We start from the raw sequence: 18297 nt of genomic DNA on the forward strand, positions 1-18297 counted from the left end.
TCAAGCCTTCGCGGTGCGTGCAGCGGGCAGCGCCGCGACATCGGGATGGGCGATGATGCCGGATGGCATGCGGTCGCGCAGTTCGTCTTCCTGCTCGGCCATCACGGCTTTCAGCCGCGATGCGATGCTGGCCTGGCGGTTGTCGGTCATGACCTTCTGGCCGAAGAGATCGGTCACATAGAAGGTATCGATGACCTTTTCGCCGAAGGTTGTGATACGCGCAGATGTGATGTCGAGCGACAGATCGGCCAGCACTGCCGTCATATCCGCCAGCAGCCCGGTACGGTCGAGGCATTCCACCTCGATCACCGAGAACTTGTTGGACAGACCGTTCGAGATGGTGACGGACGGCTGAATATGGAAGGTCTTGCTTTTCTTGCGACCCTTTGTGCGTGTCGCGATGATTTCCGGGATGCGCTTTTTGCCTGCAAGGACCTCTTCTATCATCTTGCCGATGTTGTTGGCGCGTCGTGTCTCATCCTCATCGATGGGGAATTCGCGGTTGATGAGGATCGTATCCAGCGCGCGCCCATCGGACGTCGTGAAGATTTGCGCATCTGCAATGTTGGCCCCGGCAGCGGCACAGGCACCCGTGATGATGGACAGCAAGCGCGGATGGTCGGGCGCTAGCACCGTGATTTCGGTGATGGCGTGGAAGGAATGGGTGCGCACCATGGTGGACAGCGCTTTTTCCTGCTTGTCCGCTTCCCGCAAAAACCGCGTGTGACGGATTTGGTCGTCCAGATCGACGGAGAGAAGATAGGGCTCGTAATGCAGGCCGGTATATTTGCGCCGTGCCTTCTGGCCCCAATCCGTCAGCGAATCATACAGCGCCTGGCGGGCAATCTTGGCGCGCTCCTTGCGTGATGTTTCCGAAAAGCCGCCCGACAACAGAAGCTCTGTTTCGTAATAGAGCGTGCGCAAAAGCTGACCCTTCCAGCCGTTCCACACATCCGGCCCCACAGCCCTGATGTCGCAGACGGTAAGAATCAGCAGCATTTTCAGCCGCTCCATGGATTGTACCTTGTCGGCAAAGTCGGTGATCGTCTTGCGGTCGTGCAGGTCGCGGGTCTGCGCCACCATCGACATCAGCAGATGCTGCTCGATCAGCCAGAACACGGTTTCAGTCTGCTTGCTGGTCAGGCGGAACCGCTGGCACAGTTTGCGCGCCACGCGGGCACCGGCAATGGAGTGATCTTCCTGCCGGCCCTTGGCGACATCATGCAGCAGCACAGCCACATAAAGCGCATCGCGGTCCTCGATCCCCGGCATCAGCTGGTTGACGAGCGGGTGGGTGTCGACCGCCTGCCCCTTTTCAATTTCCGAGAGAACGGCAACGGATCGGATCAGATGCTCATCCACCGTATAATGGTGATACATGTTGAACTGCATCATCGCGACGATCTTGCCGAATTCCGGCATGAACTTGCCCAGAACACCCGCCTCGTTCATGCGCCGAAGCGTCAGTGCCGGATCGCGTCTGGACGTGAGGATGGAAAGGAAGAGACGGTTCGCCTCTTCGTTTTCGCGAAGTTCGTGGTTGATGAGCGCCATGGAGCGGGTGACGACGCGCAGCGCATCCGGATGCAGTTCCAGATTGTTGATGTCGGCTACATGAAACAGCCTGATGATGCTGACGGGGTCGTTGCGGAATACATCGGCATTGGCGAGCGCAATGCGACCCCGGTCTTCTACGAATTCGTCGGAGCCCGGAATTTTGCGCAGGCGATGGGCAAAGCGGCTGAACACGCCCGACAGGCCGGGCACATCCTTGGCCTGTCGGTCTTCCAGCGCCGCACACAGAATGCGGGTCAGATCGCCTACGTCCTTGGCGACGAGGAAATAGTGTTTCATGAACCGTTCGACGGCAGACAGGCCCGGGCGCGGCTGGTAGTTCAGCGCCGCTGCGATTTCGCGCTGAATGTCGAAGGACAGCCGTTCTTCGGCCTTGCCGGTGATGAAATGCATCTGGCAACGCACCGTCCAGAGGAAATCGTCGGCCTTCTCGAACAGTTTCAGTTCTCGCCTGGAGATGACGCCGAGCTTCACCAATTCGGCCGTATCGCGCACGTGATAGTAATATTTGGCGATCCAGAACAGCGTGTGCAGATCGCGCAGGCCGCCCTTGCCTTCCTTGACATTGGGCTCGACCAGATAGCGCGTGTCGCCCGCCTTGCGGTGGCGCTGGTCGCGCTCGGCCAGTTTGGCGGCGATGAATTCCGGGCCGCTACTGGTGACGACTTCGGTTTCGAACCGACGCTCCAGCTCGTCGGCCAGCGCTTGCTTGCCGCAGATGGCGCGCATTTCGAGAATGGCGGTGCGGATGGTCATATCGGCCTTGGACAGGCGAATGCACTCATCCACCGTGCGGGTGGCGTGGCCAACCTTGAAGCCTATATCCCAGAGAATATAGAGAACGAACTCGATGGCCTTGTTCATCTCAGCCGTGTTTTTGGGCGGCAGCAGGAACAGCAGGTCGATATCGGAACCCGGTGCCAGCGTACCGCGGCCATACCCACCAACCGCCGTAATCGCGATCTGCTGGGCATCGTTGGGGTAGCAATGGCTGCAGGCCAGTTCGTAAAGCACCTCGATCAAGCGGTCCTGAAGCCAGGAAATCCGACGCGCGCAATCGATGCCGCCGCCTTCCGTATCCAGCAGTTCACGGGCCTTGTCGCGGCCCTGCGCGCTGGCTTTCTTGAAGATCGGCAACAGGTCGGCGCGCACATCGGACACGCGCTGCTCGTCTCCCTGGAAGACGAGTTCGCATTCCCGCTTCAGTGCATCGACATCCAGTATCGCGGAGAAATCCAGGTCTTTCGTGGCCATTGATGCCGATATCCATTTCATAAGGGCTATGCTTTTGGCATAGCCCTATAACGATTTTAGGGCGTGATGGACAGCGTATCTCAAAAGGTTACAACGTCCCTTCACAAGGGGGCACTGTAAGGCTCAAGCCTTGCCAAGTTGTTTCTTGAGCGCATAAAGCGCATCGAGCGCCTCACGCGGGGTCATTTCATCCGGGTTGAGCGCCTTGAGCGCCTTGAGCGCCTCGTCCACCTTGGAGTTTCCGCTGTTGCGGTTTTCCTCACGCCGCACGGCGATCTGGAACAGCGGCAGATCATCGATCAGCTGGCTTGCCGGGTTCTTGCGGTCGGCATCTTCCAGCTGGGTCAGAACTGCGCGTGCCCGCTCAACGACGGAAGCCGGAAGGCCGGCAAGCTTTGCAACCTGGATGCCATAGGAGCGATCCGCCGCACCCGGCCCCACTTCGTGCAGGAAGATCACGTCGCCTTCCCACTCGCGGACCTTCATGGTGGCGTTGGACAGACGCCCCAGCTTTTCCGACAGCACCGTCAATTCATGGAAGTGGGTGGCAAACAGACCACGGCAGCGGTTAACCTCGTGCAGATGTTCCACCGCCGCCCAGGCAATCGAGAGACCGTCGAAGGTTGCCGTACCGCGACCGATTTCGTCCAGAATGACCAGCGATCGATCCGTCGCCTGATTGAGGATGGCGGCGGTTTCCACCATCTCCACCATGAAAGTGGAGCGCCCCCGCGCCAGATCATCCGACGCACCGACGCGGGAAAACAGCCGGTCGACAATGCCAATATGAGCCGCTTCCGCCGGAACGAATGAGCCGATCTGGCCTAAAATGGCGATGAGCGCATTCTGGCGCAGGAAGGTCGATTTACCGCCCATGTTCGGGCCGGTCAGCAGCCAGATCGCGCCGTTGCGATTTCCGTTGACCGCGGAGAGATCGCAATGATTGGCGATGAACGGGCCTGACGATTGGCGGCGCAGCGCCTGCTCCACCACCGGGTGGCGACCGCCCTTGATGTTGAACATCATGGAGCCATCGATCACCGGGCGGCAATAGGCCTGCTCGGCGGCAAGGTGGGCAAGGCTTGTGGCGACATCAATCCTTGCAAGCGCAAGGGCACCTGCCTTGATGGCTTCGGCGTGCGACACGACCGCCCGCACCATCTCCTCAAACGCCTGCAATTCGATTGTCAGAGCCTGCGAGGCAGCATTGGCAATGCGGCTTTCGAGGTCAGCAAGCTCCGTCGTGGTAAAGCGCATGGCACCGGCCATGGTCTGGCGGTGGATGAAGCGGGCCTTGGCCTCGTCACCTGTCATCATCACATCGGCATTGCCTGCGGTGACCTCGATGAAATAGCCCAGCACATTGTTGTGCTTGATCTTCAGCGACTTGATGCCCGTCTCTTCGGCATATTGCAGTTGCAGCCCGGCAATCACCCGGCGGGATTGGTCGCGCAGCGCCCTGATCTCATCCAGCTCCGGATTGGAGCCCTCCCGCACGAAACCGCCATCGCGTTTCAGCAACGGCAACTCGTCGGCAAGTGTCGCGCTCAGCATTGCTTCCAGCGGTGTGGGAAGCGCTTTCAGCGCCGCAAGTGCCTCGGCCAGCTCATCCGGCAACAGGCCGTGATCCAGCAGTTCCGCAACATTGGTGGCGGCAGAAAGTCCGAGCCTAATGGCGCCGATGTCGCGTGGCCCGCCGCGATCCAATGCCAGCCGTGACAGCGCACGCGGCATGTCCGCCACCTGCTTCAATGCATCGCGCAAGCCGTCCGACAGCGACACGTCATCCAGCAGATAGGCGACCGCATCCAGCCGCGCATTGATCTTTTCGGCATCGGTCAGCGGCGACATCAGTCGCTCGGCCAGAAGTCGCGCGCCGCCACCCGTCACCGTGCGGTTGATGGCGTGCAGCAGCGATCCATCGCGTTCGCCAGACAGCGTCTTGGTCAGCTCCAGATTGGCGCGGGTAGCAGGATCGATGAAGAGTGTGGAGGCCGCACTTTCCCGTTCGGGTGCCGCCAAGGGCGGGCGCTCGGCAATCTGGGTTTTTTCGACATAGGCGACGGCAGCAGCCGCAGCTGCCATTTCGACACGGGAAAACGTGCCGAAACCATCCAGCGTGGTGACGCCGAAATAGCGGGCGACACGGCCTTCTGCGGTGGCACTATCGAACAGAACGGCGGGCTGCGGCACGGCAACGCGACCCAGAACGTCGAACACCGCCTTCAGTTCTTCATCGTGAAACAGGCTGTCGGCAACGATCAACTCGCGCGGATCGATCCGCCAGATATCCGCCAGAAGCCGTGTCAGTGTCGTCTCGGCCAGGCGAAAAACGCCGGTGGAGATATCGATCCAGGCCAGCGCAAATTGCGCTTCCGCACTGCCCCTGATACGGGCCAGCGCCATCAGGTAATTCGATTCCGTGGGCGACAGCAGCTTTTCTTCCGTCAGCGTTCCGGGCGTTACCAGACGCACCACATCACGCCGCACCACGGATTTCGAGCCGCGCTTCTTGGCCTCTGCCGGGTCTTCGGTCTGCTCGCAGACCGCCACGCGATAGCCGCGCAGGATGAGCTTCTGGAGATAATCATCGGCTGCATGCACCGGCACGCCGCACATGGGAATATCCTGGCCCAGATGCTGGCCGCGTTTGGTCAGCGTGATCCCGAGCGCGCGTGACGCTTCTGCCGCATCATCGAAGAACAGCTCGTAGAAATCGCCCATGCGATAGAACAGCAGCGAACCGGGGTTGTTCGCCTTGATCTCGATATATTGCTCCATCATCGGAGTGGCCGACGCGCGGCTCTCTTCGGAAATGAGCGAGGCGGTGGAATGAACGTCCGTCAATGGCTTTTCAATATCGCTGTGGTTTAAGGGAAACGAGCGCAGAGACTACCGGTCCCGCTCCTTCACCACAACACATTCAAGCCGCCTGCCCACAGGAAGCTTTCGGCTCAGCCGTTGAAGCGGTAGGCTTCGCCACCGTAATAGGTGATGTAGCGCCCGGCAATCGAGGAAACCGGCAGGATGACGAGAACATCCGTCGTGTTGAACGCATGGTCAACAACGGCACCGGCACCGAACATGGCGCCGAGCCGCATATAGCCCTTGATGAGTGGCGGCATACCGGCCAGCGCCTTGCGCGGATTGATCGCCTCCATCGGCATCATGTCCATTTCGCGGTAGAGTTCCGGCAAGGCCTGCGCCGACCAGTCGCCCTTTGCGCCGCAGGTGTGGTGCAGGAACGACAGCGCCAGGGCATGCGCCTCCGGCTGCACGCCGGGAAAGGACGCACAACCGATCATCGCGTCCATGCGGTGCCGGACCGCGTAGGCCCAATTGCCCTGCCACAGCAGCTCGACAGTTCTTTTCGTGCGATATTGCGGTAGAACGCAGGAGCGGCCCAGCTCCATGAAGCGCTTGCCCGCATGGCGGGCAATCAGTCCTTCGATGTCGAATTCGCTCGCCGAATAAAAACCATTATAGGCAAAGGCGGTTTCCTGGCGCAGCAGGCGGTAGGTGCCGACGATCTGGTCTTCCGGGTCGCCCTCGATGGAATTGTCCAGCACCAGCAGATGGTCGCAGACGGCGTCGAAGGCATCGACGTCCCGGTTGCGACGCATGGCATCTGCGGGAAGCCGCGCGCCCATCTCCTCTACGAACACGCGAAAGCGCACGTGCTGTGCCGCATCGATTTCGCGGTCGTTTCGGGCAAGCCGCGTTTCCAGCGGGCCGATACGCCCAAAGACATCGTCATTGCGCGTCTGCGAAACGGGCGCGATATGTGCGATGACATTGCGCTCGCGAATGTCGTGTTCAAGAATTTCCGTGACCATGGAGAATCGCCCCACCACCGTTTCGTTCTGGCTGTCATAAATCACTTCTTGACGACAAAACAGTGACAGTTAGCCGCGTAACGGGCAGCGGATCAACTCTAAAAAACACCGGTGCGTTTTTGCGGAAACAGACGCAGCACCTCTTCGATCAAACGCTTCGGTTCCACTGGTTTGGCCAGCACGGTGCTGATACCGCCAGCGAGCAGCGCCGATTGTGTATCCGGCGTCGTATCACCGCTCAGCACCATGATCGGCACCGTCTTGTGCCCTTTCAACGACACGCACAAACGCGGCAGCACCTCCAGCCCATCGCCGTGTGGCATGTGCAGATCGGAAATGACCAGATCAGGCAATGGCCCCGCATCCACCGAAAGCGCTTTTGTCAGCGCGTCGAAATCGCCGACCATCCGCACATGACAACCGGATTTTTCAAGAACGGCGCGCAGGATGCGGGCGTTGACGGGATCGTCCTCGGCCACGAGCACATCCAGCTCCCCGGATGTGTCATCGAGCGCGATGGAAAAACCAAAGCCGGGATGCTGGTTGTCGTTGATGGCATCGCGCCGTTCCAGACCACGCAGACGACCGCACAGAACATCCGTCAGCGACTTCTCGCGCAGCGGACGGATCAGCCAGGCGTCGAACTCGTCCTGTGGCTGCGACGCGCGCTCCTCCGGGTTGACCAGCAATATCTGGCGAACGGTGCGGCCCGATGCGGTGGGCCAGTCTTTCAAGGCATCTTTGAATTGCGACGCGACACGGTGGTCGATGATGATGTCGGTGACATCGGCAACGGCGTTCGGGGTTCGAAGCTTGGCAGCTTTCAACTGCCGTGGCGTCGAAACCAATGTGCAGACACCACCCAGCGCCCGGATCGCATCGCCGGTGGCCGTTGCGGCGACACCAGCCGGTGCCAGAAGCAAAACGTTGGAGTTGCGAAGAGCGCTCACGCGGCTCGATGGCCCGTTGGAGGCAGGCGCAGAGGCAGGTTTGAACGTTGCGGTAAACACGCTGCCCTCGCCCTTTTTGCTCGCCACCGTCAGCCCGCCGCCGAATTCCCGGATAATACGGGCCGATATGGCAAGGCCCAAGCCCGTACCGGCGCTCTTGTGCGATGTGGAGCCTGCCTGTTCGAACTCACCGAAGATGCGCGCCTGTTCCGCCTTGCCGATGCCGGGGCCGGTATCCTGCACGGCGATCGAAAGCGCATCGTCCACCATGGATGCCCGCACCAGCACCCCGCCCTTTGCCGTGAACTTCACTGCGTTGCCGATGAGGTTGAACAGCACCTGGCGCAGACGTGCGGGATCGAAATCCAGATAGTCCGGAACGTCAGCCGACACGATGGAGGCGATTTCGATGCCTTTTTCGTGGGCGCGATGGGAGAGCATTTCCACCACGCTTTCGATGAGTTGGCGCAGGTTTTCCGCTCGTGGGTTGAGCCTGAACCGCCCGGCCTCCATGGTGGAAAAATCCAGGAGATCCTCGACAAGCTGCACCAGCGACTGGCCGGACTGGCGCATCCCATCCAGATAATTGTGCTGTTCTTTCGTGAGTTTGGTCTGCGACAGAAGGTGGTTCATACCGAGAATGCCCGACAGCGGCAGGCGGATCTCGTGGCTGACGGTGGCTAAAAGCCTGCCCTTGGCAGCATTGGCGTTTTCCGCCCGCAGCCGTGCATCTTCGCGGGTTCTGAGCGCCGCGCGCTCGTCGGTCACATCACGGGCAAGGCTGCTGATGACCAGACGGCTGCTGGCCGGATCGTTTGCCACCACATCATGCCATGTGAAAATGCGCTGGCCATAGGGCGTGGCGATCTCGACATCGTAGCAATGGGCCTTGCCGCCTGGGCGAAAGGCGATGCCGATTTCCTCGCAGGTTTTGCCAACCGGGTCGGTGCAACCGGTCATTTCGCAAAAGGCGGCATTGGTCTGGAGAATGCGCCGGTCCATATCACGTGTGACGACAAGATCGCCCATGGCCTCGTGGATTTCCGCCATCAGGGCCGCGTTCTGGCGGTGGCGGGCATCGACAATTCTCGCGTCACGCATCGACGCCTGACGCAGCATGGAGGACCGTACCATCATGTAAAAACCGCAGGACACGCAGATCGTGACCGACAGCGCTGCCATATACAGCGCGACGTTGCCGCCCAGATAGACGGCGCTCGCAAAGGCAAAACCGCACCCCGCCGTAAACAGCGTCATCGCCCGCAAAAGGCGAATATAAAAACGTGATGTTTGCTGCCCTGCCGTCGCTTCAACGGTGGGCGCTTTCACCGGAGCTGCGTTCGCCTCGACAGGGTCGAACGTTTCGGAAAGCCGGTCTTTCAGTTTCGCCAATTCGCTCATACTGCCAGCCTTAGCATGGCAGCTGTTTTGATTGACTTGGCGGATAGGCTAAAATTTTAGCTTTTCTTCGCTCTCGCGTGAAGAATTTCATCGAGAATGACGCAGGCTGCACCAATCGTGATGAAAGAATCCGCCAGATTGAACACCGCAAACGACCATGTCTGCGTGTGAAACAATACGTAATCGATGACGTGGCCGTATAAAAACCGGTCGAAGATATTTCCGGCGGCACCGGCGATGATCAGCGCGAAGCCTAAATGCGCGAAGGTGCGATCTGCATCGGTCTTGCGCCATAACCAGATGACGAAGCCGACGATCACAAGCCGCATGGTCACGATGAACCAGCCTTCCATGCCCGACAGCATCGAAAAGGCGACCCCAAGATTATAGGTGCGGTAGAGCGCCAGAAACGGCACGACCGGCACCATCTCCTGCAAGGGAAGATAGGCTTCGACCAGAAGCTTGACGATCTGGTCGGTAATCAGCGCGATGACGATAAGGGCGACGGCCGGAACGGGTTTGGAAAACAGGGCAGGCTTTGCCATCAGGTCACCGGAGAAAGTTCGAGAAGATGGCGGCGGGCTTCAAACAGCATGACACCGGTTGCAATCGCCAGATTGAGCGAGTCGGCACGCCCCTGCTGGGGAATGCGCGCCAGTTGGTCGGCCTTGGACGCAAGCTCCGGCGGCAGACCGGATTGCTCATTGCCCATCAACAGCACCGTCGGCTTCTTTTTGTAGTCGATGGTTCTGTAATCCACCGACCCGGCAAGATGGGTGGCGACGACGCTGACACCGGCTGATTTTTTCCAGCTCAGAAACTCGTCCACACTGGCATGTGCGACGGCGATCGCAAAGACCGAACCCATGGTGGCACGCACCGTTTCCAGCGAGAACGGGTCGGTGCAATCGCCCAGCAGGATGACGCCGGATGCACCCGCGGCATCCGCCGTGCGGATGACAGTGCCGAGATTGCCGGGGTCGCGCACCCTGTCGAGCGCGATATAGGTCTGGCCAGCTTCCGGGTGGATGTCCTTCAGATCAGTCCATTTCTGATCGAAAATGCCCACCACCATCTGCGGATTGTCGCGACGGGTGATGGAGGACAGGATTTTTTCGGTCACTTCAAGAACGAGCCCGCCCTTGGCAACCGTCTTTGCCGCCACCTGCTCGACCAGAGGTTTGCCCTTGGCATTTTTGGCGTAAACCAGCGTGCGGATCGTCCAGCCCAGTTCCAGCGCATCGATTACCAGCTTCAGACCCTCGGCCATGAAGGTGCCGGTTTCTTCCCGGCCCTTTTTCTGGGTCAGGTTCTTGATGTCCTTGATGATGGGGTTGGCGAGGCTGGTCACCTCCTTGACCTGCCCTACCCGGCCCGGACGGTTTTCACGGCGGTCATCGATCATTTCGGCACCCAGCGGCTGAAGAGTGAGGTGGAAAGGGCGCGCCCTTGCGTCTTGCCGTCAAGGCCAGCTTCACGAATGACGAGTTCGCCAGAGGAGACTTCGCCGCCTGCGCCGCGCATGGTTTCGCGCATCAATTCATGCATGGAATAGAAACTGGCGCGGATCGAATAGGCTGTCAGCACCAGCCCGAGCGCGTTGGGCGACAGGATATCGCGGCATACATCCAGCATCAGCGGCAGATGGTCGAACAGTTCCCAAATCTCTCCGTTGGTGCCGCGACCGAATTTCGGCGGATCGGTGAGGATGATGTCATAGCTGTTGCCGCGCCGCTCTTCGCGCAGAATGAACTTCATCGCATCTTCGCAAATCCAGCGGATCGGCGCGTTGTCCAGACCGGCCAGCGCCTGATTTTCCCGCGCCCAGCCAATCGCCTTCTTGGAGGCGTCCACATGCGTCACTTCCGCACCGGCAGCAGCCGCCACCAGCGAGGCAACGCCGGTATAGCCGAAGAGGTTCAGAACTTTGAGCGGGCGATCGGACGCCTCGATCGTCTGCTTCAGCCATTCCCAATGGACGATCTGCTCGGGAAATACACCGACGTGGCGAAAGGCGGTGAAACGGCCGAGAAAATTGACGCCGAGAAGCGACAGCGGCCATGTTTCCCCCAGCGGTTCCTTAGGAAAGCGCCAGCGGCCCATGCCGTCTTCATCGGTGTCGCCGGAGAAGATGGAATCGGCATTGTCCCACACGCGCTGTGGCAAGGTTGGCCGCCACAGGGCCTGCGCCTCCGGGCGAACGATGCGATAGGCACCATATTGCTCCAGCTTCAGGGCATTGCCGCTGTCGATCAGGTGAAAATCACCGGCGCCAAGCGATTCCAGAATGACGGGCACCTGTTCGCTGGGCAGAGCGCCGGTGCGGTCCTTCAATGGGCGCGGCGGAACCTGTTCTGCCTCGGGTGCTGGCGTTTTGGCCTTAGTTTTTGCGGCATCCCTGGAGCCTGCTTTGACCGGTGGTGTCGCGGGTGCGCGAACATAATCAGGCGCACGTGCGCGCGCTTCGGCATTTTTGGGCCGTAGCGGCTTGGCTGCACTCTTGTTCCGGGGTTCCTGCCCCGCGCGCGGCTTGGCACCCGGGCGGCTGTCTTTTTTCTTCAACGGGGTTCTTTCCAAGTCTGACCGCATCTCTCGGCGACAGCGAATATCATCAAGCCGCGCCATTATCAAAGGGCTGCGGTTCAAACCCCTGTTGCTTCACGCGGAATTTTACTTGGAAGCGATCTGCGTGCTCGTTGGTGTGGTGACGACAACGGCATTGGCCGCTGCCTTGTGGCGATTGGCCTCATCATGCCACCGCACCGCTTCCTTGGCTTCCGTGCGTGCCCGCTTGCGGTATTTACCTTGCGAAAACCAGGTGACGACAGAGCCGAGAACCACGCCCAGAATGAGCGACAGAAAGATGAAGACGAAAAACGGCGCCGAAAACGACAGCATGCTGTCATCGGGCCTGAACGGATTGAGCGCCAATGTGACGGCCTGCCGGTTGGCCACGCACAATATCACCAGAATAATGGCGAGAGGCACGAGAACCAGGAGGTTGATGATCTTTTTTGGCATCCAACGATACTCCGTCTTTAGGGGCCTTCAGACAAACCGGCATGGACGTCACATAGGAGGCCGAATGCGCAGTCTCAACCGTCAGGGCGCAAAACGTCAAAACCGTGTCACGCGATATGCTTAGTCTTCGTCTTCCACGTCGCTCATGCCGGGGTTGAGCCGCTCGCGCAGTTCCTTGCCGGTCTTGAAAAAGGGAACCCATTTTTCTTCGACGAACACCGATTCGCCGGTGCGCGGGTTGCGACCGGAGCGCGAGGGGCGGTTCTTGACGGAAAAGGCGCCGAAACCGCGCAGCTCCACACGGTTGCCCGCAGCCAACGCATCCGTGATCTCATCCAGCACGGCGTTGACGATGTTTTCGACGTCGCGATGATAGAGGTGCGGGTTGTGCGCAGCCACGATCTGCACCAGTTCAGACTTAATCACGGTTGCCCCCTGAAAGAATTGGATTTTTAACGTTCGCCAACCTGCCAAACCGAAACAAGACCGTCAAGAAACAACTTGTCGGCGCCCAGTTGCTGCGGCACGTTTAATGGTAGAAATTGATCATAGCCAAGCACTTTGGCGATGCCCGCAAGGCTCAAGAGCGACAATGGCGAACGCTGCGACGGTGCGGTCCACTCCACGATCGGCAAATCCTTGGCAACCTTGCGGCTGTCGAAATAGGCGCGAATTTCCTTTTCGCCGCCCAGCGTGTCGATCAGTTTGACAGCCAGCGCCTGGCGTCCGGTGAAGATCGAACCATCGGCGAGCTTCAAAACCTCTTCGCGCGGCAGCTTGCGACGGTCGGCGACGAGATCAACGAACCAGCCGTAGCTGTCCATGATCATATTGCGGATCATGGTCTTGGATTCTTCCGGCGGCTCATGGAAAGGCGACGGTTCGGCCTTCATCGGCGACGACTTGATTTCCTGCAGAGACACGCCGAGCTTTTCCAGCAGCGGGCCAACCTGCGGATACTGGAAGATGACGCCAATGGAGCCGGTGATCGAGGTATCGCCAGCGACAATCGTATCGGCGGCGGTCGCAATCATATAACCGGCGGAAGCCGCCAGCGTGCGCACATCCGAAACAACCGGCTTCTTTTCGGCCACGGCACGGATGGCCTTGAAGATGCGCTCGCCGCCATAGGTGGTGCCGCCGGGCGAGGAAATCGAGACGATCAGCCCCTTGGCGCTGTCGCTGTCGGCAATCTTTTGCAGCCGCTCGAGAAGTTCGGTGTCGTCCTGAATGAGACCTGTGATCTCGACGCGGGCGATGTGTGGGCGGGCGCTTTGTTGCGGCGGCGTCAGGGCGAAGCGGTAAACGGCGAAGGCACCCACAACCAGGAGAAGAACGGCAGCGACGCGCCAGAAGGTCAGCTTGCGCCGCAACTGCCTGCGGTCTGCGATTGCCATCTGATCCATGTGCTCCCCTTCGCTCAAGACTGGTCATAGCGTTTGACGTGCGCCATATGAGCCTTGTAGCCACCTCTTGCAAGGAAACAAACGGGAAAGCATCGTTTTGATAAAAATATCCTGGCCCTTGCGATATTTCCGAGAAAAACCATATTGGCAGTGCATGGGCCACGTGCCAAACCCGATTGTATTGTGAATGATGTCGCTGGATGTGACCCATTGCGACGCTATTGACCCCCGGATTCTGATAGATGCTCGACAGACTCAGCCAACCCAGCCCTAGTTTTGCGCTGCCCAACGGGCAAGTGGACGCCTACAACATGGCGTTGCGCCACTCAGCCCGCGTGCGCAAACTCAAGGTCATTCTTCCATTGGGGGCAGCGATCATTTCGCTTTCGTTCATGGCGGTTTCGCTGGCACGCACATGGATGCCGGACGAGGTGACGCTTGAGAGTTCCAAGGTCGAAAACGGCAAGATCGTCATGGAAAAGCCAGCCCTTGCGGGACGCAACAACAAGGGCTTCGACTATTCGATGAACGCCGAACGTGCGTTGCAGGATATTGCCAGCCCCAACCTCATGACGCTCGAGAAAGTGCTGGCGGCGGTGCCGATGAACGACATCGTGGCGCAGGTTGTGGCGCAGGAAGGTCTCTTCGACCGTACAACAAACCGGTTGCAAATGACCGCACCCTTTGACATCAATCTCAGCAATGGATTACAAGCAAAGTTCCAGTCTGCAAATGTCGACCTGAAGGCCGGGACGATGGACACGGACAAACCCGTTTCCATCAAGACCAAGGAAGGTTCGATCGATGCGGAAAGTTTACGCATTGCAGATAATGGTAAAACGATTACATTTTCGGGGCAGGTACGAGCTCGTATAGCTGCATCGACCATTCAGAACGCCGGCAAGTGAGAGCCCGACCCAGATGATGCAGATTTTGCGCACAGCCCGTTATACCAACGCCGCCTGTTTTGCAGCCGTTGCTCTTGCATGTCTTGCGGGTTCCGCAGCCGCGCAATCGACGACCAGCAGCATGGAAGGCCTGAAGCTTTCCAACGACCAGCCGATTGCCATCGAAAGCGACCAGCTGGAAGTGCGCGACCAGGAACACAAGGCTTATTTCACCGGCAATGTGAAGGTCGTGCAGGGAACGACGACCTTGCAGGCCGGCAAGATGACCGTGCTCTACAAGAGCAAGGGCGACGGTGCAGCCGCAAGCTCCTCCATCACCGGTGGCGATGCCGATATCGACAAGATTTTCGTCGACAACTCCGTTTACCTGACATCCGGCACGCAAAAGGCGACGGCCGACAAGGGTGAATTCGACATGGCGGCGCAGACCTTCATTCTTTCGGGCAAACAGGTCGTCCTATCGCAGGACACCAATGTGTTCACCGGCTGCAAGTTGACGGTGCTGATGGCGACGGGCCAGGCGAAGCTGGAAAGCTGTGGCGGACCGGTGCGCATCATGCTCGATCCCAAATCGCAGAAAAAGCAGTAGTCTTTATCCCGTGAAAATCCAATCTATCTCAAAGCTTTTTGGCGCGGGTTCCTCGCGCGCACCGGAAACGGACAGTGTGTCCGGTGACAAGGCGCGCTATGAAGGCACCTTGATCGCTCAGGGCCTGACCAAGACCTATAATACGCGTCGCGTCGTCAATGGCGTGTCGCTGGTCGTGCGCCGTGGCGAAGCCGTCGGCCTTTTAGGTCCCAACGGTGCCGGCAAGACCACCTGCTTTTACATGATCACCGGCCTTGTGCCCGTCGATGCCGGCAAGATTGCCATTAATGGCAATGACGTGACCAACATGCCGATGTATCGCCGCTCCCGTCTGGGCGTGGGATATCTACCGCAGGAAGCATCGATCTTTCGCGGATTGACCGTGGAAGACAATATTCGTGCCGTTCTCGAAGTGCACGAGCGCGACGAAAAGAAGCGCAATCGCAAGCTCGATGAGTTGCTCGAAGAATTCCATATTTCGACGTTGCGCAAGTCGCCAGCCGTTGCCCTATCGGGCGGTGAGCGTCGGCGCCTTGAAATCGCACGCGCGCTGGCGACAGACCCGACCTTCATGTTGCTCGACGAACCCTTTGCCGGTGTCGACCCCATCTCGGTCAGCGACATCCAGAACCTTGTTCGTCACCTCACGGCCCGTGGCATCGGCGTCTTGATTACAGACCACAATGTGCGTGAGACCCTGGGGCTGATCGACCGGGCCTATATCATCCATGCTGGCGAAGTTCTGACCCATGGCAGGGCATCCGAGATCGTCAACAATGCCGAGGTTCGCCGCCTTTATCTGGGCAACAATTTCAGTCTGTGACAGATAAATAGGAAAAGTGACGCGTCCAGCGTCTCTCGACGCAAAGATTCTGATGCCCCGCCCGTAAGTGAGCTTGACCAAACCAGAATAAAAAGCAATTTTTGGGCCAGTTGAGACTTCACCGCCCAAATCTTTTGAAAAAACCGGCGATGAAGGGGTTTATGGGAGTTTAGCGTCCGCCATGGCCTTGTCCGCCAGTCTTTTGTTGCGTCAAAGCCAGTCTTTGGTCATGACCCCACAACTGATGCAGTCCATTCAGCTGCTTCAGATGACGCATATCGAGCTGACTCAATTCATCGCCCAGGAAGTCGAGAAGAATCCGCTGCTTGAAATTGCGGCAAACGACAGCGAATTAAGCACCCCCGTGCTCGATGACGGCTTTGATCGCCACAGTGAGGCGCCCGAACCGACAGCCGATGTATCGCAGGATACGGAAGAGTGGTACGGCGACCGCGCCAACACGCTCAACGAACAGCTCGACACCGATTTCGAGAATGTTTTCCAGGATGATGTCGCCCCGGCAAAGGCCGATGCGCCGGAGCTTGTCGGGCAATGGAAGTCCATGCCCGGCGCCGAAGCCGGAGAATCCTACGATCTGGATGATTTCGTCGCCAGCAAACCCAGCCTGCGCGACCATATCAACCAGCAGCTGCCCTTCACCGTATCGTTGCCGCAGGACCGGATGATTGCCGATGCCCTGCTGGATCATCTGGATGAGACAGGCTATCTGCCCGCCGATGCGCTGGACGATATTTCCGAGCGTCTGAACACGTCAAAAGCCGATATCGAGCATGTGCTGGGCGCGCTGCAAAACCTCGATCCGCCCGGCATTTTTGCGCGTTCTTTAAGCGAATGCCTGTCCATCCAGCTTGCCCAGAGGGATCGTCTCGACCCGGCGATGAAGGCCTTCGTCGGAAATCTGGAGCTTCTGGCGAAACGTGATTTCGCTTCTCTGAAGCGCCTGTGTGGCGTGGGGGAAGACGATCTTTTGGACATGCTGGCCGAGTTACGCTCGCTCAATCCGCGTCCGGGCGCAGGTTTCGAGACGGGCATTTCCGAAACCATCGTCCCTGATATCGTGGTGCGACCGTCGAGCGACGGCGGCTGGCTGATTGAGCTGAACCCCGAAACATTGCCACGCGTTCTGGTCAACCAGACCTATTTTTCTGAGGTCTCCAAGATCAAGACGCGCGATGGCGAGGACGGAGAGTTTCTCTCCGAATGCATGCAGACGGCCAGCTGGCTGACCCGTAGCCTGGACCAGCGCGCCAGAACGATCATGAAGGTCGCCAATGAAATCGTGCGCCAGCAGGACGCCTTTCTCCTTCACGGTGTCGACCATCTTCGTCCGCTCAATCTCAAGCAGGTGGCCGACGCCATCAAGATGCACGAATCCACTGTCAGTCGCGTGACATCACGAAAATACATGCTGACGCCGCGCGGACTTTTCGAGCTGAAATATTTCTTCAGCGTCTCGATTGGCGCGGTCGAGGGCGGCGACAGCCACTCGGCGGAGGCGGTGCGACACCGCATCAAGATCATGATTGCGCAGGAAGCCCCTGACGACGTCCTGTCGGATGACGATATCGTCGACAATCTGAAGAAAAATGGCGTCGAATTGGCGCGGCGAACGGTCGCAAAATATCGTGAAGCGATGAATATTCCCTCCTCCGTGCAGCGCCGTCGGGAGAAAAAAGCCATCGCAAAAGTTGCCACGGCGTAACGAAATCTTCATATATTTCAAATCGTTAATAATCCCGTTTGACTCTTGGTCCCACCAAGGCTAGAAGCTCGCCGCACAGACGGCAGGGGGCCGATCAACGATAACGTGCGCACCACACAGACGCGCCAACCGGGAATGAGACCGAAAGTCTCTCGAAACGCTTGGATGAGCGTCTAGCTTGACGTAAGCTGTTACACGCAAATCACTGAAAAAGGAAAAATTCCATGAGTGTGCGTGTATCTGGTAAACATATGGATATCGGCGAATCGTTCCGTCAGAGGATCGAGGACAACATTAGCCTGGCGATTACCAAATACTTTGATGGGGGGTATTCTGGTCAAGTAACTGTTGAGAAATCCGGTGCGGGTTTCGCGGCCGATTGCAAGATACATCTGGATACGGGTGTCGTTTTGCACGCAGCGGGACAGGCCAATGACCCACAGGCAAGTTTCGATGCGGCAGCCCAGCGGATAGAAAAGCGGCTTCGCAGATATAAGAGAAAATTGAAGGACCACCATCACAACGGTGCTTCAGCCAACGGCATTCTGGAAGAGTTTCCCTATACCGTCATGGATGCCGTGCCGGATGAAGATGACGAACTGCCGGAAGATTTCGCGCCAACCATCGTTGCCGAAACGTCCAAGCAGGTCAAAACCATGACAGTCGCAAGCGCAGTCATGGCACTTGATATGACAGATGAGCCGGTGCTGCTGTTCCGCAGCCCAGCCAAGGAACTGAATATCGTCTACCGCCGGACCGATGGAAACATCGGCTGGATCGATGCGGCGACGATAAAGAACTGATCGTTTGA

15 protein-coding genes are annotated in these 18297 nt (G+C 58.7%); 5 read left to right on the forward strand and 10 right to left on the reverse strand.

Features of this window, described 5'->3' with window-relative positions; genetic code table 11:
* The 10 genes from RRU01S_RS10060 to sppA all read right to left on the reverse strand — a co-directional run bounded on the left by RRU01S_RS10060 (position 1) and on the right by sppA (position 13443).
* A complete protein-coding gene (locus RRU01S_RS10060; RefSeq protein WP_081880043.1) occupies positions 1 to 2829 on the reverse strand; it encodes a [protein-PII] uridylyltransferase in 2829 nt (942 codons plus the stop codon).
* Positions 2830 to 2952: 123 nt separating this feature from the next.
* Complete coding sequence (gene mutS / locus RRU01S_RS10065) at positions 2953 to 5613, reverse strand: DNA mismatch repair protein MutS (protein WP_108722612.1); 2661 nt, start codon at positions 5611 to 5613, stop codon at positions 2953 to 2955.
* Positions 5614 to 5783: 170 nt separating this feature from the next.
* Entirely contained in the window at positions 5784 to 6665 is an 882-nt protein-coding gene (olsB, locus tag RRU01S_RS10070) for a l-ornithine N(alpha)-acyltransferase (protein WP_045230241.1), read from the reverse strand.
* Positions 6666 to 6763: 98 nt separating this feature from the next.
* Complete coding sequence (locus RRU01S_RS10075) at positions 6764 to 9016, reverse strand: hybrid sensor histidine kinase/response regulator (RefSeq protein WP_045230138.1); 2253 nt, start codon at positions 9014 to 9016, stop codon at positions 6764 to 6766.
* A 56-nt stretch (positions 9017 to 9072) separates the two neighbouring features.
* Entirely contained in the window at positions 9073 to 9561 is a 489-nt protein-coding gene (gene lspA / locus RRU01S_RS10080; RefSeq protein ID WP_045230139.1) for a signal peptidase II, read from the reverse strand.
* The gene (locus RRU01S_RS10085) at positions 9561 to 10421 is read right to left on the reverse strand and encodes a TrmH family RNA methyltransferase (protein WP_045230140.1); all 861 of its coding nucleotides are present in this window, start codon (positions 10419 to 10421) and stop codon (positions 9561 to 9563) included. Before RRU01S_RS10085 ends, lspA begins: the two co-directional genes overlap by 1 nt.
* Positions 10418 to 11605, reverse strand: coding sequence for a class I SAM-dependent methyltransferase (locus RRU01S_RS10090; RefSeq protein WP_412674288.1), 1188 nt, complete (start codon positions 11603 to 11605; stop codon positions 10418 to 10420). The genes RRU01S_RS10085 and RRU01S_RS10090 overlap by 4 nt, the downstream gene beginning before the upstream one ends.
* 81 nt (positions 11606 to 11686) lie before the next feature.
* The gene (locus tag RRU01S_RS10095; protein ID WP_045230141.1) at positions 11687 to 12037 is read right to left on the reverse strand and encodes a LapA family protein; all 351 of its coding nucleotides are present in this window, start codon (positions 12035 to 12037) and stop codon (positions 11687 to 11689) included.
* A 120-nt stretch (positions 12038 to 12157) separates the two neighbouring features.
* Positions 12158 to 12487, reverse strand: coding sequence for an integration host factor subunit beta (locus RRU01S_RS10100; RefSeq protein ID WP_268753650.1), 330 nt, complete (start codon positions 12485 to 12487; stop codon positions 12158 to 12160).
* Positions 12488 to 12489: 2 nt separating this feature from the next.
* Complete coding sequence (sppA, locus tag RRU01S_RS10105) at positions 12490 to 13443, reverse strand: signal peptide peptidase SppA (protein ID WP_045230142.1); 954 nt, start codon at positions 13441 to 13443, stop codon at positions 12490 to 12492.
* 242 nt (positions 13444 to 13685) lie between these two features.
* Between sppA and lptC the strand changes: the two genes are divergently transcribed.
* From lptC to hpf, 5 genes are all read left to right on the forward strand, one after another.
* Entirely contained in the window at positions 13686 to 14351 is a 666-nt protein-coding gene (gene lptC / locus RRU01S_RS10110) for an LPS export ABC transporter periplasmic protein LptC (RefSeq protein ID WP_045230143.1), read from the forward strand.
* Positions 14352 to 14364: 13 nt separating this feature from the next.
* Entirely contained in the window at positions 14365 to 14940 is a 576-nt protein-coding gene (locus RRU01S_RS10115) for an LptA/OstA family protein (protein ID WP_045230144.1), read from the forward strand.
* Between the two features lie 76 nt (positions 14941 to 15016).
* A complete protein-coding gene (lptB, locus tag RRU01S_RS10120; protein ID WP_412674284.1) occupies positions 15017 to 15763 on the forward strand; it encodes an LPS export ABC transporter ATP-binding protein in 747 nt (248 codons plus the stop codon).
* A 181-nt stretch (positions 15764 to 15944) separates the two neighbouring features.
* Positions 15945 to 17486, forward strand: coding sequence for an RNA polymerase factor sigma-54 (rpoN, locus tag RRU01S_RS10125; RefSeq protein ID WP_045230145.1), 1542 nt, complete (start codon positions 15945 to 15947; stop codon positions 17484 to 17486).
* Positions 17487 to 17710: 224 nt separating this feature from the next.
* Positions 17711 to 18289, forward strand: coding sequence for a ribosome hibernation-promoting factor, HPF/YfiA family (gene hpf / locus RRU01S_RS10130; protein ID WP_045230146.1), 579 nt, complete (start codon positions 17711 to 17713; stop codon positions 18287 to 18289).
* Positions 18290 to 18297 lie beyond the last annotated feature (8 nt).

It is taken from the genome of Agrobacterium rubi TR3 = NBRC 13261 (assembly GCF_000739935.1).
GTDB lineage: Bacteria > Pseudomonadota > Alphaproteobacteria > Rhizobiales > Rhizobiaceae > Agrobacterium > Agrobacterium rubi.

What these genes read in the sequence shown, in the direction of transcription:
- RRU01S_RS10060 (WP_081880043.1), bottom strand. Translation starts at nt 2,829, where the DNA reads ATGGCCACGAAAGACCTGGATTTCTCCGCGATACTGGATGTCGATGCA.
- RRU01S_RS10115 (WP_045230144.1), top strand. Translation starts at nt 14,365, where the DNA reads ATGATGCAGATTTTGCGCACAGCCCGTTATACCAACGCCGCCTGTTTT.
- RRU01S_RS10085 (WP_045230140.1), bottom strand. Translation starts at nt 10,421, where the DNA reads ATGATCGATGACCGCCGTGAAAACCGTCCGGGCCGGGTAGGGCAGGTC.
- RRU01S_RS10075 (WP_045230138.1), bottom strand. Translation starts at nt 9,016, where the DNA reads ATGAGCGAATTGGCGAAACTGAAAGACCGGCTTTCCGAAACGTTCGAC.
- RRU01S_RS10090 (WP_412674288.1), bottom strand. Translation starts at nt 11,605, where the DNA reads ATGCGGTCAGACTTGGAAAGAACCCCGTTGAAGAAAAAAGACAGCCGC.
- rpoN (WP_045230145.1), top strand. Translation starts at nt 15,945, where the DNA reads ATGGCCTTGTCCGCCAGTCTTTTGTTGCGTCAAAGCCAGTCTTTGGTC.
- sppA (WP_045230142.1), bottom strand. Translation starts at nt 13,443, where the DNA reads ATGGATCAGATGGCAATCGCAGACCGCAGGCAGTTGCGGCGCAAGCTG.
- hpf (WP_045230146.1), top strand. Translation starts at nt 17,711, where the DNA reads ATGAGTGTGCGTGTATCTGGTAAACATATGGATATCGGCGAATCGTTC.
- RRU01S_RS10095 (WP_045230141.1), bottom strand. Translation starts at nt 12,037, where the DNA reads ATGCCAAAAAAGATCATCAACCTCCTGGTTCTCGTGCCTCTCGCCATT.
- mutS (WP_108722612.1), bottom strand. Translation starts at nt 5,613, where the DNA reads ATGATGGAGCAATATATCGAGATCAAGGCGAACAACCCCGGTTCGCTG.
- olsB (WP_045230241.1), bottom strand. Translation starts at nt 6,665, where the DNA reads ATGGTCACGGAAATTCTTGAACACGACATTCGCGAGCGCAATGTCATC.
- lspA (WP_045230139.1), bottom strand. Translation starts at nt 9,561, where the DNA reads ATGGCAAAGCCTGCCCTGTTTTCCAAACCCGTTCCGGCCGTCGCCCTT.
- lptC (WP_045230143.1), top strand. Translation starts at nt 13,686, where the DNA reads ATGCTCGACAGACTCAGCCAACCCAGCCCTAGTTTTGCGCTGCCCAAC.